Raw genomic sequence first — 13,752 nt, forward strand, 5'->3', positions numbered from 1 at the left:
GATAAAGGATTGTGATTTTGAAAGAATGGTGTAAAAAAGAGGTATCGAGGGAAGCGGTAAAAGCGCTGTGTGACTTGTACGGCGTCGACGTGCTCACCGCTTCGATTATGGTGCGGCGCGGCATTACGCAGGCGAACGACGTGCTCTACTTTAAAGAAAGCGATCTGCGCTTTTTGCACAACCCTTTTTTGTTTTCAAATATGGAAGACGCGGTCGACCGCATTACGAGTGCAAAAGAAGAGGGCGAAAAGATATTGATTTTCGGCGACCGCGATGTCGACGGCGTAAGCGCGACGGCCATCCTCTACACGTATTTGCAAAGGAGCGGCTATGACGTTTCGTGGCGGCTTCCCGTCGGAGACGATGCCTACGGTCTTTCGATGCAGACGGTCGACGACTTTGCAAAAGACTACGGTTCGCTCATCATAACGGTCGACTGCGGCATTTCAAATGCGGCCGAAATCGCGCACGCGAGAGAGCTCGGTATCGACGTTATCGTCACCGATCACCATAATCCTCCCGAAACGCTTCCCGATGCCTCTGCGATTCTCGACCCGAAAGTAAAAGATTCGGGCTATTCCTTTGCCGATATTTCGGGTGCGGCGGTTTCGTACAAGCTCGTCGAAGCGCTCCGCTTCAGCGAATCGGAATTGTACAAAGCGGAAATCGCGCTTTTGAATGTGAGGCCAGCCGAAACGGAAGGCGTATACATCGACTGCGTAAAAGTGCAAAACCTCGTCCGCACGGCATCCCTTTCGGAGCACATAAGGGGCGGAGGCATATCGATAGCACAGACGAAACTTCCCGAATTTTTGAAAGGCGCGCAGATTTTTACGTGGAACGAAGAGGCGATCAAAAAACAGCTTGCCGCCGTATTCGGACGCGGCGTCGAATTCAATACGGCAGATCTCCGTCCGGAAGTTTCAAAACTCATCCCCTCTCTTTCGCGCATGAGCCTCCTCGAAGCGAAGGACGCTTCCCGCATCGCAAAATACAGCTCGCAGCCGATAAGCGAAATCGACGGCTTTTACAATATATTCGTAAGTTTTGCCGAAAAGAAAATGGAAACGAAGCAAAAGCTTGCCGACCGGCAAAACGATCTCGAACTCGTCGCCATCGCCGCGATCGCCGATATCATGCCGCTAAAAGACGAAAACAGAATTCTCGTGAGGGCGGGATTGGACGCGATAAACGAAGGGAAGGTGCGGCCGGGACTCGCCGAATTGTTTTCGCGTCTTTCCGTCGCGGGAAAAAAGATAAGTTCTTCCGATCTGTCGTGGACGGTTATCCCTGCTCTCAACGCCGCAGGCCGCATGGGACAGTCGAACTCCGCCCTCGAAATGCTCATTTCGCCCGATGCCGCCGTGAGGGAAAAGAGAGCCGAAGAGATCATCGAACTCAATGAAAAAAGAAAAGCCTTTGTCGGAGATGCGGCGAGTGTGACGGCAATCCAAGCGGAAGAAAGTTTTGAGCACTGCGAAAAAAAATTTTGCACCGTCGTCGACGAACGGATAAATAAAGGCGTTACGGGCATACTCGCTTCGCGCCTTATGACAAAATATAAAACGCCTGCGATCGTCATCACCTTTATCGACGGAAACGTCGCGGTCGGTTCGATGCGAAGCTGCCGCGGCCTCAATGCGACGGACTTCCTCGCCTCACTCGGCGATATCTTTACAAGCTACGGCGGACACAACTGCGCGGCGGGCTTTTCGTTCCCGCGGGAAAAACTTCCGCTTTTTACCGAAAAGCTTAAAAACGCGGTTTCGCACATCGCCCTCGATTCCGAGTCAGATACCCTCGACGTGGACGCGGAACTTCCTGCAAATTACCTTTCGCCCGCAATTCTCTCGGTTGTCGACGCTTTCGAACCCTTCGGCGAAGGCAACCGCGAAATCGTTTTTTTATCGAAAGCGCTTCCCGTATTCGACGCCTCCCTCATCGGCAAAAGCGAACGGCGTCATTTGAAAATCACGTTCGACTGCGGAAAATATAAATTCCCCGCGCTCTTTTGGGGCGAAGGAGAGCGGCTCGGACGCGACTTCAACAAAGGCGATGCGCTCGACGTTTTGTATTCGATGAACAGAAATACTTTCAACGGAGCGGTAACGCCGCAAATGATAATCACCGATTTCGTTCGGTCGGGAGAACACGGACATGCATAAGTTTAAGGGCATCTCGAAAAACTCACCTCTGGCAATTTTTTCGAAATTTTTCCGTATCGCGATTTTTGCGCTTCTCTGCGCGTCCTATACATCAGCGGATACGGCTTCGTTTGAAGGAAGCGCGTGCACGCTCGACGTGCAGTATAATTCCAAAGCCGAGCCCGGAGACGCGATCGTCGTTCGGATGACGCTTCGGGGAAAAGAGCGAAAGCGTGCCGTCAAAGACACGATCGCCCAAGCGGAACTCCGCACCGAAACGAAAAAAATCGATTCGGCACAATTTTTTTATATCAATCAAAAAGCGAAAAAGCAAAACGTACAGGAGCTTTTAGCATACGTACCGGTTTCGATGTGGGTTTCAGACGGAGCGTATACGATCAAAGTCATCTACAGCGCATTCGGTGCGGAAGCCGAAGAGTTTACGCTTCCGATCACCGTTATTAAAAAAGACTTTATCAGCGAAACGATAGCACTCGATGCGCGGAACACGGGAATCAGAACGAATACGAGCCCCGAGCGCGTCGCACAGATCGAAAAGCTGAACGCGCTTTTGGGGACGGTCATCCTTTCCGACGTCTACACGGTAAAGCCCTTTGTGCCCCCCGTCGCACAGGACACGAGGAAGACATCGCTTTTCGGCGACAGGCGCATCTACCGCTATACGGACGGAAAATCGGCGACGTCCGCGCACTACGGCATCGATTACGGAATTCCCGAAGGTACGAGCGTCGCCGCCTGCGCTGACGGAAAAGTCGTCATGGCGGAAAACCGCATTACGACGGGCTTCAGCGTCGTCATCGCCCACGCGCCGGGTCTATACAGCCTCTACTATCACTTGAGCGCTTTAAACGTCAAAGAAGGACAGAACGTCAAACAGGGAGATGTGCTCGGGCTTTCGGGCAAAACGGGGCTTGCGACCGGTCCTCACCTGCACTGGGAAGTGCGGCTCAATATGTGCGCCGTCTCTCCGGACTTTTTTACCGGCGATTACGCGTACACAAAACAGCAATAGGACAGTCAATACGTCGCTTCGATTTTCAGCGTTCCGTCCGTACCGACGATGACGCTGTAATAAACACCCGAACGGCACTGCGCGAGATCCGCCGAATAGTCCTTCGAAAAGCCTGAAGCAAACGTGGAAAACGGAGAGAAAGCGAAGCGGGCGAGCGCGTACAGATCGCGCCGCCTTTCAAAAGGCGAAGAGGCTCCCAAAAGCATGCACTGTCCGTTTTCGTTGTAATAGCGGAAAAGTTCCGTGCCGCGCCTGCGGAACAAGGCGGAAGAAGGGGATACGGTTTCCCTGCCGTAGAGTTCACACGGAAAATAAAAACGCTTGCCCGAAAATTGAGCGCTTTTAAAATCGACTGCGAGCGCGGAACCCCGCCACGAACGCTCGATCCGCGCACATTCGTTGCCGCTCGTGTCGAGAATCGAAACGGAAGCGCTCACGGTTTCACCGTCGGCGCCGGTACTCGTCCCATACAGTAAAATCCGCATGATTTCATAGCGCTCGATAACGGGAAGCCTTTCGGCGGCTCCGAAGCAGTTTGCAAAGCCGACGGCGAACACGATAAATAAAATGAGGAGCGACGCAAAGACCGCATTGAAAATAAAATAGCCTGCCGTTCTCTCCCGCGCCATATTTCGCCCTAACCCTCTGCCATTTTAATAAATTCTTTTTCGTCGATAACAGGAATGCCGAATTTCGCGGCCTTTGCGTTTTTCGACGAACCGCTTTCTTTATCGTTTGTGACAAGATAAGACAAATCTTTCGTCACCGACGATTTGCAAATGCCGCCCCGCTCTTTGACAAGGCTCTCCGCATCGGCTCTCTTCATCGTCGAAAGCTCTCCGGTAAAGCAAAAGGATTTTCCCGCAAAGACTCCGGCTTTTTGCTCTATGATCGCTATCGTCCCGGAAGAAACGAGGGAACGCATTTCAAGCGCGTTTTCGGAAAGCCCTTCGACCGCAATCTTCGCCGTCTTTTCGGCAAAACCGTATACGCCGGCTATGTCCGCTTCGGATGCCTGCAAAAGTTTTTCGAGCGTGTCGAAACCCGAGGCGACGAGTTTTTCCGCCATCGTTTCCCCTATCCTTTCGATGTCGAATCCCGCGACAAAAGCCGAAAGGCTTATGCGTCTCCTGTTTCCGATCGACGAGACGACCTTTACCGCTCCGAGCGATTCTTTTTCCGCAGTGATGCTTTCTTCGTTCAAAAAAAACGGCGTGAGCACATCGACGGTAAGGGAATAGATATCGGTGATCGAAGAGAGCTTTCCCGCATTAAAAAGAGAAGTGACGAGCGTTTCTCCCAAATCGCGGATATCGACGATTTGCACCCATTTCAAAAGCTGGTGCAGCACACGCTTCGGACACGACTTGTTCGGACAAAAAAGGCGAGAACCTTCATCGACGAGAGCAGTGCCGCAAGTTTCGCAGGTTTTCGGAAAGACGACGGGAAAAGTCGCATTTTCGTTCGGAACGACGCTTTCGATTTTCGGAATGATTTCTCCCCGCTTTACGACGACGACGGATGAACCGACTGCAACGCCGAGGGCGCGCATCGTATCGGGGTTTGCAAGACTTGCGCGCTGCACGGTCGTACCGGCAAGTTCTACGGGATCGAAAATCGCGACGGGAGTATAGGTTCCGCCGTTTTTGCTCCATTCGACGCTGCGGACGACGGACACCGCTTCTTCGAGACTGAATTTGAACGCGATCTGCCGTTCGGGGCGCGCTCTCGCCGCATCGTCCCTGCGGATCGTCCGCTCTTTGACGACAAGACCGTCTATGTCGTAGTCGAGCGATTTTCTCTTTTCCATGACGCCCGCACGATATGCGACCACTTCATCGGCTGTTTTGCAGATTGCAAGGGGCACGACGGTAAAACCGCACGATGAAAGCCACTCGATTTTTTCCTCTTCGTCCCGAAACGGAGCCTCTCCTTCTGCCGCCCACGCGTCGTATGCGATCATCTCCAAGTCTTCGCTTCCCGTGCCGTCTTTCCGCTTCATAATGCCGTTCGCAGCGTTTCGGCAATTCGCTTTATCGCCGTATTTCGCGCGGTGAACGCCGTGCGTCATAATCACTTCGCCGCGCACGGCTCCGGTAAAGTCTTCCGCACACGGAAGCGTCATGATGACGCCTTTCATCTTTTTTGCGTTTGCCGTAATGTCGTCTCCGATCGTACCGTCGCCCCGCGTTACGGCGCGCACGAGATTTCCTTTTTCGTATTGCAATTCGAGAGAAGCGCCGTCGAGTTTGTATTCGACAAGGTATTCGCCGTAGTCGTGCTTTTGCGCCCAGCTTAAAAACTGTTCGGGATTTGCGACTTTTTCCTGGCTTCCCATCGGCATGATGTGTCGGACTTTTTCGAAATTGCCCGAATCCTGCCCGATCTTTTTTAAGAGCGGATCGGAAGGATTGAGAGACTTAAGCTCATCCCACAGCGCGTCGAACGCTTCATCGCTTATTTCGCCTTCGCCGTTATAATAGGATTTTTGATAGCGCCGTATCGATTTTTGAAGTTCGGCAATGCGCTTTTTTTGCTCCGTTTCCGATGCGCGGTTTTGCGCTTCCGCCGTATCGGAAGCAAACAGTTCGTCCATACACCCTCATCGTCGTTTAATAAAATATAACTCGCGGATTTCTCTCGCCTCGCGTCTTCCGCGCATTTCGAATTTCGTTTCGGGCCGCCACGCTTTTTTTTCGGCAAAGCCCTCATACGCGTTGACAAATCCTTCCGTTGCGGCAAGTTCCGAAAGCGCAAAGTCCGCGTATTCGCTCCAATCGGTTACCATGTAAAAATAACCGCCTTCTTCGAGCTTCGATGCGAAGAGATCGGTTCTCGGCCGCTGCACGAGACGCCGTTTGTGATGACGTTTTTTCGGCCACGGATCGGGAAAAAATACGTGAAAGGCGGAAACCGAAGCGTCGGCGATCATATTCGAAAGCACGGCGGAGGCATCGCCTTCGATGATGCGGAGATTTTCCAAACTGCGCGATCGGATTTCGCCGAGCAGCTTTCCGATGCCGGGCTTATGTACTTCGATGCCGATATAATTTTTATCGGGATTGTTAAAAGCGATTTCCGCCGTCGCGCTTCCCATGCCAAAACCGATTTCGATCGTGACGGGATTGTCGTTTCCGAAAAGAGCAGTGTAATCGATAAGCGATTCCCGGTACGGAACGCACCACTTCGGAGCAAGTTCCGCATAATTGCGCTTTTGCGCCGAGGTCATGCGAGAAGCTCTCACGACATAGGTTTTTACGTCACGGAAAGGCCGCTTTTCTTCAAATACGCCCGCCTCGTTCAAAACGCTCACTCCCCGCTCGCCGACGAGATTTCAGGGCGATCGATAAAGGGCATAAAACACAGCACCGATTTATCCGCATTTAAAAAACAAAGCCGCATGCGGGAAGCGTTTTCCATTTCTTGCCACAAGGCATCGTTTCCGCTCCACTCGCTCTTACGCGCATCGAAATAGATGAGGACGTCTTGGGCATCGTAGACGGCAACCCGTTCGCCTGCCGCATTACCGAGCAGATCCTTTACAGCCCCTGCTCGCGTGTGCAAAAGAGAAGCGGGATAAAAAACGGAAAAAGAGCTTTTCGCCTCATCGCCGAGCGCATCCGTATAAAAAAGCGAGTACGCTCCTTGCGGGATCGCCGTATCGCCGGGAGCAACGAAATTCGTATAGCCCGCCCACATCTTCGCATCCGATTCGAAAATATCGACGCCGACCGCTTTCCACTCCCAGCCTGTCTCGTTCGATACGATACGGATGCTTTCGACTCTCCTCACGTCGCTTGTCGCTTCTGTAAAAACCGCAAGGCGCATACGCGGATAGGAAACGTCGTCGGTATATTCAAAGACCGAAGCCGCTCGCACCGAACGCACATCCGGCGGCGAAAGCGCACAGGAAAAAAAAAGCGGAGAAGCGATAAACGCAAAAAGAAGTGCGTACGATTTCATAGCTAAAAATTGAATATCAAATTGATAACGGTCAAATCGCTTGCCGTAAATTGGCTCACGAGCGATTCGAATTTTACGCCGACTTTTTTACACGCGTCGTCGAGATAGGACAGATAGTAGAGCCCCAAGTCGATGCCCTCCTGTCCTTCGGGAAGTTCGCGGTAAAAATCGATGAGGGTCTTTTTGCTCGTATCCACGGTTTTTTTCGCTTCAATCGTCTCTTTGATTTCCTGAAACGCGTCGTCTTTATTGTACAGCGTAATCTGCAGCCTGCCCTGCCTGCCGATCGACGAAGCCCCGCCGCCGAGTTTCCACGATAAAAATACGAGTTCGCGCTTACGTTGCAGTTCTTTAATAATTTTTTCTCGGATGACGGTATCGAGGATGAGCGAGTCGATATTGTCGACGCCCTGATACATATTGCGCGCTTCTTTGCGGATATTTAAGCTTTCGCTGTTGAGCGCGAGTTCCATAATCATCACGGAAATATATTCGGCGACCCGCGATTTTTCCATATACGCGATGAGCTTGTTGCGCACCGTAAGGAGGATTTCGGGAAAGCCCTCGTTTTTGCAAAACAACGTGATGATATACCAATTCATGAGGCCTAAGCGATTTAAAAATTTTTCACTCATCAAAAGGTTGATGTTTTTTTCTTCAGCAGAGTATCCTTTGTTATCGACAATGCTCTGCCAAATCGGATCGAGAATCTGTTTCCGCGTCTGCGCGATAATCGCATCCTTATTCAAAAGCATCAATTTCAGCTGGCGGTCGCTTATGGACGTCTCTTCATCGATGAGGTGCGCGGGATTTGCGCGGTTGTATTTTCGCACGCACGCGCATTTAATCAGCGCCGAATACACTTCCCGATCGAATTGTTTATAGAGCAGCGAATAGACGATGATCTTCGAAAGATCCATCACTTCCTGCCGCACCGAAACGAATTCGGTCGTCGATATTTCAATCTTTGAAATGTAATCGAGCAAAATCATGCGTTGGACAGACTGCGGAGAAAATTTATTAAAGAAGATGCCGTATTCGTCGGCATTGTCGGCAAGCCTGAAACGGAGAAGCTTTTTTTTGCGGCTTATAAAATACGAAGCACCGTCCTCCGTCAATATGATTTTCAGCGGCAAACCGAACATAAATTTCTTTTCAGTCGTACTCATACTCTTTTTCCAATCGCTAACATTTGTGTAATATGTATTTAAATTATTATATACAATAGGACTTGCATTGTAAACACGTTATACAATACACTGACGGCATGAAAACGAAGCGCTTGGCACTGTGTTTTTTTATCGGTATTTTCGCTGCCGCTGTTTTCGGAGCCGAAGGCATGCCGATCGGACGCGAACTCTGCCGCGAAACGGCTTCGTTTCTTTCGTCTTTCGGTTTCAAAGCGCAAAGCGCACCGCTCGTATCGGGCGGTCAAAACGATTTTCCGTACAACGTCTATGCCCGCATTCCCGCATCGGAAAAAAGCACCGCTCCAAATGAGCGCACTTCTCTCATTCTCGCATTTACGATGGAAGATGCGCTCAACCGCCGCGATTTTTTTACATCATTTTTACGCCGCTTAAAAGAACTGAAAAACGACTGCGATATTATTCTGCTTTTTTCCTACGGCGACGAACCAATCGATCGAAGCATGGCACAGATACGGGGCACCGACGTCTTCGCAAAAAACATCGAAACGCCGGACGATTATGCGGCCGTGTGTTTTAATTTCAATACGGGAGAAAAAGCGGCAATCGAACCGGGCGGCGGCGGAACGATTTCCCCGGATTGGCTCGTGCTGCGTCTCATCCGTGCATGCGATGAAAACAATGAAACGTATGCACTTCGCGGAGGAGGCTTCAATTCGCTCTTCCGTCTATCCCTCATCGAAAGCGATGAGCGCTCGTCTTTTTTTCTTACACGCGAAATTCCGTGCGCGGCGTTTTCAATTCCTTCAGACGGAGAGAGCGCCGCTGCGGTTTTAACGTCGTTTGTATTTTCGTACACGGCGGCAGAAACGGAAAGCTGGGACACTCACTATCTATTGATTCCGACCGGCACATCGATCGCCTATTTCGGAGAACGCTTTATAGTGCTGTGTTTTATGGGTATCGCATTCGTAAGTCTTTTTATTCTTTGCGAATTTTCGTTTATCGCAGATAAAAAAAACAGAAAAAACATACGACGCGACGTAGTACACTTGTGGTACATAATCCCGCTCACCGCCCTTATCGCTTCTCTTTCGTTTCAAGCAAGTCAAATACTTACACATTTTTTGTCGAATGTATTCGGCATCGGTACACTCGTGCAGTTCATCCTAAAAGTCGCCGCAGCCTTTATCATCGTGACTATTCTCTACCTATTTCAAATACGCCGGCAAGGCATACTCAAAAAACAAGCCTACGCATATATTCTCACGCTCGCTTCCGTCGTCAATATTTTTATCTTTGCCGCCGTTGACATATCGCTTTTTTTCCTCTTTACGATGGAATACGTTGTTACGTATTTGTCGCGGCCGTTCAAGCGTACCGGTTCCCTTATCGCGCTTTTTTTTCTGATGGGGATACCCTTTTTGCCCTACGTCGTGCAAATAATTAATTTCGGCCGCGCAAACGCATTCCGCACCGTCGCGTACAGTCCGTTTCCGATAAATGTACTCCTCGCCTTTCTCTTTCTTCCGTTTTTAATACAGTGGTTCCGCATCATAGCGCGCATGAACGAAAGGTGGCAAAACACATCACTCACCGTTGTCGGTATGCGCATACGCAATGCCGTCCTATCCCTCACGGCTATTGCAATAATCACGACTTTGATTTTTACGGCGATCACCTATATTTCCGACCGCTTCGATACCGGAGACGAAAGACGATTCACATTTAGAAGCGATATACGAGAGGCGGATGAAAACCGCATTTCGTGCAGCGTAAGCGACAGAACTTTTTTCGGCGACACATCGCGCCGCCTCGTCGTGCAGATTGGAAAAAATGCCGTCCTGTGCTCCGTCACGCTTGAAGGCGAATCGAAAAATCCCGTACTCTACTCCGACTCCGAATATGTTTCCGACACGGGTACGAACACCGATACCTTTGCGATCCCGCCGTACCCGCCCGAAACGCTCGTCTTTGTATATACCGCCGACACTTCGGCTTCGACGACGGTAAAAGTGAGTGCGCTCTACGAAGCAGGCGAAAAAAACACGTACGTCAAAAGCACGTACACTTTCGACATTCCTTCTCAAAAAAGCGGCGGCTTTTCATGACAAAGCGCTTTCTCCACGTCGATATCGACGCCTTTTTTGCTTCCGTCGAACAGCTCGATAACCCCGCTCTCCGCGGAAAACCCGTGATCGTCGGAGGGCTGCCCGGCGAACGGAGGGCTGTCGTTTCGACTGCATCCTACGAAGCGCGCGTATACGGCGTCCATTCGGCTATGCCCGTCGCCGAAGCGTACCGGCTCTGCCCTTCGGGCATCTACCTGCACGGAAGACATGAGCGCTATCACGAAGTCTCCGCGCGAATCATGGATATATTCCGCGAATATTCTCCCGACGTCGATCAGATTTCCATCGACGAAGCTTTTATCGATTTGACGGGCACCGAGCTTCTTTTCGGAGATCCCGAACAAACCGCGCGCCGTTTAAAAAAAGAAGTACGCGATACGACGGGACTCACCGTGTCGGTAGGTCTTGCAAGCACGAAATACATCGCAAAGCTCGCGTCCGAAATGTCGAAGCCCGACGGATTTTTTGAAGTTAAACCGGGAGACGAAGAGCGTTTTATGCTTTCGCTGCCGCTAAAAAAAATATGGGGCATCGGACACAAAACGCTTTTGCGCATCAATCAAGCGGGCATCTTTACCGCGCGCGATCTTCGGGAAAAAAGCGAAGAACTGCTTTGCGTACTGTTCGGAAAAGCCGCAGGCAATTTTTTATACAACGTCGTGCGCGGAAGAGAACCCGACACTTTTATGAGAGACGCCGCTTCCCATTCGTTGAGTTCCGAAAAAACTTTCGCATACGACCTCACCGACACATACGCGATAAAAACCGCAATCATGGAACTCTCGCACACCGTCATGTTCCGTATGCGGCGAGAAGCTTATACGAGCAAAACCGTTTTTATAAAAATACGCTACGAAGATTTTACAACCGTTTCCGCCCGCGAAACTTCAACGTCAAAGATAACGTCGATCGACGACCTCTATACGCGAGCGTGCGCTCTGTTTGAAAAAAAATACGAATCGGGGCGCGGTATACGCCTCATCGGCATCGGAGCCGATCACATAAGCGGCGCATCGGAGCCGCACCAGGAAGAGCTCTTCGATTTCGGAGAAAAGAAAAAAGAAGCCGTCGAAAACGCGATCCTCGATTTGGCAAAAAAACACCCCGACGTCAAAGTGCATAAAGCGCGCCTCCTCGCAGGAGAAAAAAACGCACGCGCGGAAACGCTGAAAGGACAAAAATAATTATAAGGGCGAATGTCACGAAACGATTGAACATAATGAAAAAGAAAAAGATACTAATTTTTGTAGATGAGATACATGCTGATAGAAGGAACACTATATCCTTCCGGTTTTTAATGATTCATCTCGTTATCATTATACCTCATGCGGTCTTCTTGCAATTTGGGATTTTATCCAAATCGCTTTTCAATTTTTCTTTTGCTTCCCTCAAATCCAACTCATTCTGCATATTGAGCCAGAATTTCGAACTTGTTCCGAAATACTTTGAAAGGCGCAAAGCCATTTCTACGGAGATTTTTCTTTTTCCGTGAACCAAATCCAAAATCGAACTTGTTGAAACTCCCAAGTCTTTTGCAAGTCTGTACGGAGTAATTCCAAGAGGCTCCAGGAATTCTTTTGCAATAATGTCGCCGATTTTCGGCAATTCGATTTTATCATCCATACAAACCTCGCTTAGTGATAATCCGTAACCTTTACTTCATAAGCTTCATTGTTTTGAAACTTAAACTGTATTCTCCATTGGTCATTTATTCGTATCGAACAATAATCTTTCAAATCACCGAACAGATGCTCGAATTTATTCCCCGGTGGAATCTTCAAATCATCTTCACATTCGGCTGAATTTATAATCAGCAGTTTTACAAATGCTCTTTTATGAATATCCGGAGGAAGCCTCAGTGATTTCTTTCCATTCCAAATCTTTTCGGTTTCGGAATCTCCGAATGTCTTTATCATATTTAGATTATATACAACACAGATATATCTGTCAACCAGATATAGAACTTGCCGTATTTTGTTAGGTTTACTCTTGTTGCCATTCGGTAAAATCGCACATACGATTGTTTATCGTACAGCCCCAAAACGCTTTTTTTAAGCACGTTTATTTTCAAAAAACTCCAACCAATGCCCGTCGGGGTCTTCGAAGGTCAGCAGTTTGCCGTAAGGTTCTTCTCTGATATCTCCGATCAATTTTACGCCGAGAGAAATCAACTGTTGCCGCATCTCTTCGATATGATCCGCTTCAAACATAATTCTTGTTTTTGCGGGCTGCACTTTTCCTTTTTCCGCAGGTCGTTGCAGCAGGGCGAACGACGTTTCTCCTAAATCGAATTCCGCCCAAGCACCGTCCTCTTCAATGAACTTAAGTTCAAAACCGATATTTTGATAAAAGCGGATCGATTTTTTCAAATCGCTTACATAAATCCAACAGGCATATATTTTTTGTATATTTTCGTTCTTCGCCATTTTGATTTTCTTTCCACGCGCCCCGCGTATCTAACCCAGTTTGCCTTCCATCATTCTAACCCATTCGGCATCCGTTTTTATCAATCGGTTCTTTTTTAAGTTTTCCTTCATAACCCATTACCGATTGCAAATTATTTTATCGCACGCGTCGCAATGAACGACGGGATGTGCAGTTCGTGCAGGCGGCCGTCGCCGTTCGTGTCTTCGTATATATCGGTGAGCGTAAAGCCTGCGCGCAGCTGTCCGCCGATTTGTTCGGTAAGCGAATGCGAAAACTGCCAGCCCGAGTCCGATTCTTCAAGCTGTTTGCGGTGCGCTTCGTAAACGAGCGGATTAAACGGAAGCGCGTTGATAATCTTTTCTTCTTTTTGATCGACAATATAGTTTATGCCGATATCAAGTCCGCACAGTAACACGCCGCCTTTTTTAAGCACGCGGAAACATTCGGCAAATACCGGTTCGACTTTTTCGATATAGCAGTTGCTCACGGGATGAAAAATAATATCGAAAGATGAATCGGCGAAGGGCAGCGGTTTTGACATATCCGCGCGCACGATGTTTATGCGATAGCTTTCGCGCTCGGCAACAATGCGTTCCGATTCAAGCTGTTTTTCCGAATAGTCAAGCACTGTGCATTCCGCTCCGGCGGCGGTAAAAATCGGCATTTGCTGACCGCCTCCCGACGCGAGCCCCAAAAGCTTTTTGCCTTTTAAATCGCCGAACCATTCGCGCGGTACCGGTTTTGTCGGTGTCAACACTACAGACCATTGTCCGTTTTGCGCCTGTAAATACGTTTCGTGGTCAACCGGCTTACCCCATTCCCAGCCTTCGGTAATCCATCGGTCGATGACCGCCGCATTTGCGTCTTGATAAGTCTTCATAGTTTACTTCCCAAACAGACTTTCC

13 protein-coding genes are annotated in these 13,752 nt (G+C 49.5%); 4 read left to right on the forward strand and 9 right to left on the reverse strand.

What is annotated here, in order from left to right:
- The first annotated feature begins 11 nt into the window (after positions 1–11).
- Together recJ and IZU26_RS05345 are read left to right on the forward strand one after the other, a co-directional pair.
- Positions 12–2,165 carry a single-stranded-DNA-specific exonuclease RecJ gene (recJ, locus tag IZU26_RS05340; RefSeq protein ID WP_433277346.1) on the forward strand — a complete coding sequence of 718 codons (2,154 nt, stop codon included), beginning with the start codon at positions 12–14 and terminating at the stop codon, positions 2,163–2,165.
- Positions 2,158–3,177, forward strand: coding sequence for a M23 family metallopeptidase (locus IZU26_RS05345; protein WP_433277348.1), 1,020 nt, complete (start codon positions 2,158–2,160; stop codon positions 3,175–3,177). The genes recJ and IZU26_RS05345 overlap by 8 nt, the downstream gene beginning before the upstream one ends.
- Before the next feature lie 5 nt (positions 3,178–3,182).
- Here IZU26_RS05345 and IZU26_RS05350 read toward each other — a convergent pair whose 3' ends face one another.
- The 5 genes from IZU26_RS05350 to IZU26_RS05370 all read right to left on the reverse strand — a co-directional run bounded on the left by IZU26_RS05350 (position 3,183) and on the right by IZU26_RS05370 (position 8,309).
- A complete protein-coding gene (locus tag IZU26_RS05350) occupies positions 3,183–3,806 on the reverse strand; it encodes a hypothetical protein (RefSeq protein WP_433277350.1) in 624 nt (207 codons plus the stop codon).
- An 8-nt stretch (positions 3,807–3,814) separates the two neighbouring features.
- A complete protein-coding gene (gene ligA / locus IZU26_RS05355; RefSeq protein WP_433277352.1) occupies positions 3,815–5,773 on the reverse strand; it encodes an NAD-dependent DNA ligase LigA in 1,959 nt (652 codons plus the stop codon).
- 6 nt (positions 5,774–5,779) lie between these two features.
- Entirely contained in the window at positions 5,780–6,406 is a 627-nt protein-coding gene (gene trmB / locus IZU26_RS05360; protein WP_433277583.1) for a tRNA (guanosine(46)-N7)-methyltransferase TrmB, read from the reverse strand.
- An 80-nt stretch (positions 6,407–6,486) separates the two neighbouring features.
- Positions 6,487–7,140, reverse strand: a complete 654-nt coding sequence (locus IZU26_RS05365; RefSeq protein WP_433277354.1) for a hypothetical protein — start codon at positions 7,138–7,140, stop codon at positions 6,487–6,489.
- Positions 7,141–7,142: 2 nt separating this feature from the next.
- Positions 7,143–8,309 carry a hypothetical protein gene (locus IZU26_RS05370; RefSeq protein WP_021331495.1) on the reverse strand — a complete coding sequence of 389 codons (1,167 nt, stop codon included), beginning with the start codon at positions 8,307–8,309 and terminating at the stop codon, positions 7,143–7,145.
- Between the two features lie 98 nt (positions 8,310–8,407).
- On the opposite strand from IZU26_RS05370, the gene IZU26_RS05375 reads away from it, so the two are divergent.
- The gene (locus IZU26_RS05375) at positions 8,408–10,399 is read left to right on the forward strand and encodes a hypothetical protein (RefSeq protein WP_433277356.1); all 1,992 of its coding nucleotides are present in this window, start codon (positions 8,408–8,410) and stop codon (positions 10,397–10,399) included.
- Positions 10,396–11,604, forward strand: coding sequence for a DNA polymerase IV (gene dinB / locus IZU26_RS05380; protein WP_433277358.1), 1,209 nt, complete (start codon positions 10,396–10,398; stop codon positions 11,602–11,604). Before IZU26_RS05375 ends, dinB begins: the two co-directional genes overlap by 4 nt.
- Positions 11,605–11,743: 139 nt before the next feature.
- Here the strand turns inward: dinB and IZU26_RS05385 are convergent, their stop codons facing one another.
- The 4 genes from IZU26_RS05385 to IZU26_RS05400 all read right to left on the reverse strand — a co-directional run bounded on the left by IZU26_RS05385 (position 11,744) and on the right by IZU26_RS05400 (position 13,727).
- On the reverse strand, positions 11,744–12,043 hold the full coding sequence (locus tag IZU26_RS05385) for a HigA family addiction module antitoxin (RefSeq protein ID WP_253727153.1): 300 nt from the start codon (positions 12,041–12,043) through the stop codon (positions 11,744–11,746).
- A gap of 11 nt (positions 12,044–12,054) precedes the next feature.
- Positions 12,055–12,336, reverse strand: coding sequence for a type II toxin-antitoxin system RelE/ParE family toxin (locus IZU26_RS05390; RefSeq protein WP_253727152.1), 282 nt, complete (start codon positions 12,334–12,336; stop codon positions 12,055–12,057).
- A 135-nt stretch (positions 12,337–12,471) separates the two neighbouring features.
- Positions 12,472–12,846, reverse strand: a complete 375-nt coding sequence (locus IZU26_RS05395; protein WP_433277360.1) for a VOC family protein — start codon at positions 12,844–12,846, stop codon at positions 12,472–12,474.
- A gap of 131 nt (positions 12,847–12,977) precedes the next feature.
- On the reverse strand, positions 12,978–13,727 hold the full coding sequence (locus tag IZU26_RS05400) for a class I SAM-dependent methyltransferase (protein ID WP_433277361.1): 750 nt from the start codon (positions 13,725–13,727) through the stop codon (positions 12,978–12,980).
- Positions 13,728–13,752: the final 25 nt, after the last annotated feature.

This window comes from Treponema sp. SP13 (genome assembly GCF_050938355.1).
Taxonomy (GTDB): domain Bacteria; phylum Spirochaetota; class Spirochaetia; order Treponematales; family Treponemataceae; genus Treponema_D; species Treponema_D socranskii.

Excerpts from the sequence above, each read along its gene's own strand:
- IZU26_RS05365 (WP_433277354.1), bottom strand. The coding sequence starts at position 7,140 with ATGAAATCGTACGCACTTCTTTTTGCGTTTATCGCTTCTCCGCTTTTT.
- IZU26_RS05370 (WP_021331495.1), bottom strand. The coding sequence starts at position 8,309 with ATGAGTACGACTGAAAAGAAATTTATGTTCGGTTTGCCGCTGAAAATC.
- IZU26_RS05345 (WP_433277348.1), top strand. The coding sequence starts at position 2,158 with ATGCATAAGTTTAAGGGCATCTCGAAAAACTCACCTCTGGCAATTTTT.
- trmB (WP_433277583.1), bottom strand. The coding sequence starts at position 6,406 with ATGACCTCGGCGCAAAAGCGCAATTATGCGGAACTTGCTCCGAAGTGG.
- IZU26_RS05395 (WP_433277360.1), bottom strand. The coding sequence starts at position 12,846 with ATGGCGAAGAACGAAAATATACAAAAAATATATGCCTGTTGGATTTAT.
- dinB (WP_433277358.1), top strand. The coding sequence starts at position 10,396 with ATGACAAAGCGCTTTCTCCACGTCGATATCGACGCCTTTTTTGCTTCC.
- IZU26_RS05350 (WP_433277350.1), bottom strand. The coding sequence starts at position 3,806 with ATGGCGCGGGAGAGAACGGCAGGCTATTTTATTTTCAATGCGGTCTTT.
- ligA (WP_433277352.1), bottom strand. The coding sequence starts at position 5,773 with ATGGACGAACTGTTTGCTTCCGATACGGCGGAAGCGCAAAACCGCGCA.
- IZU26_RS05400 (WP_433277361.1), bottom strand. The coding sequence starts at position 13,727 with ATGAAGACTTATCAAGACGCAAATGCGGCGGTCATCGACCGATGGATT.
- IZU26_RS05375 (WP_433277356.1), top strand. The coding sequence starts at position 8,408 with ATGAAAACGAAGCGCTTGGCACTGTGTTTTTTTATCGGTATTTTCGCT.
- IZU26_RS05390 (WP_253727152.1), bottom strand. The coding sequence starts at position 12,336 with ATGATAAAGACATTCGGAGATTCCGAAACCGAAAAGATTTGGAATGGA.
- IZU26_RS05385 (WP_253727153.1), bottom strand. The coding sequence starts at position 12,043 with ATGGATGATAAAATCGAATTGCCGAAAATCGGCGACATTATTGCAAAA.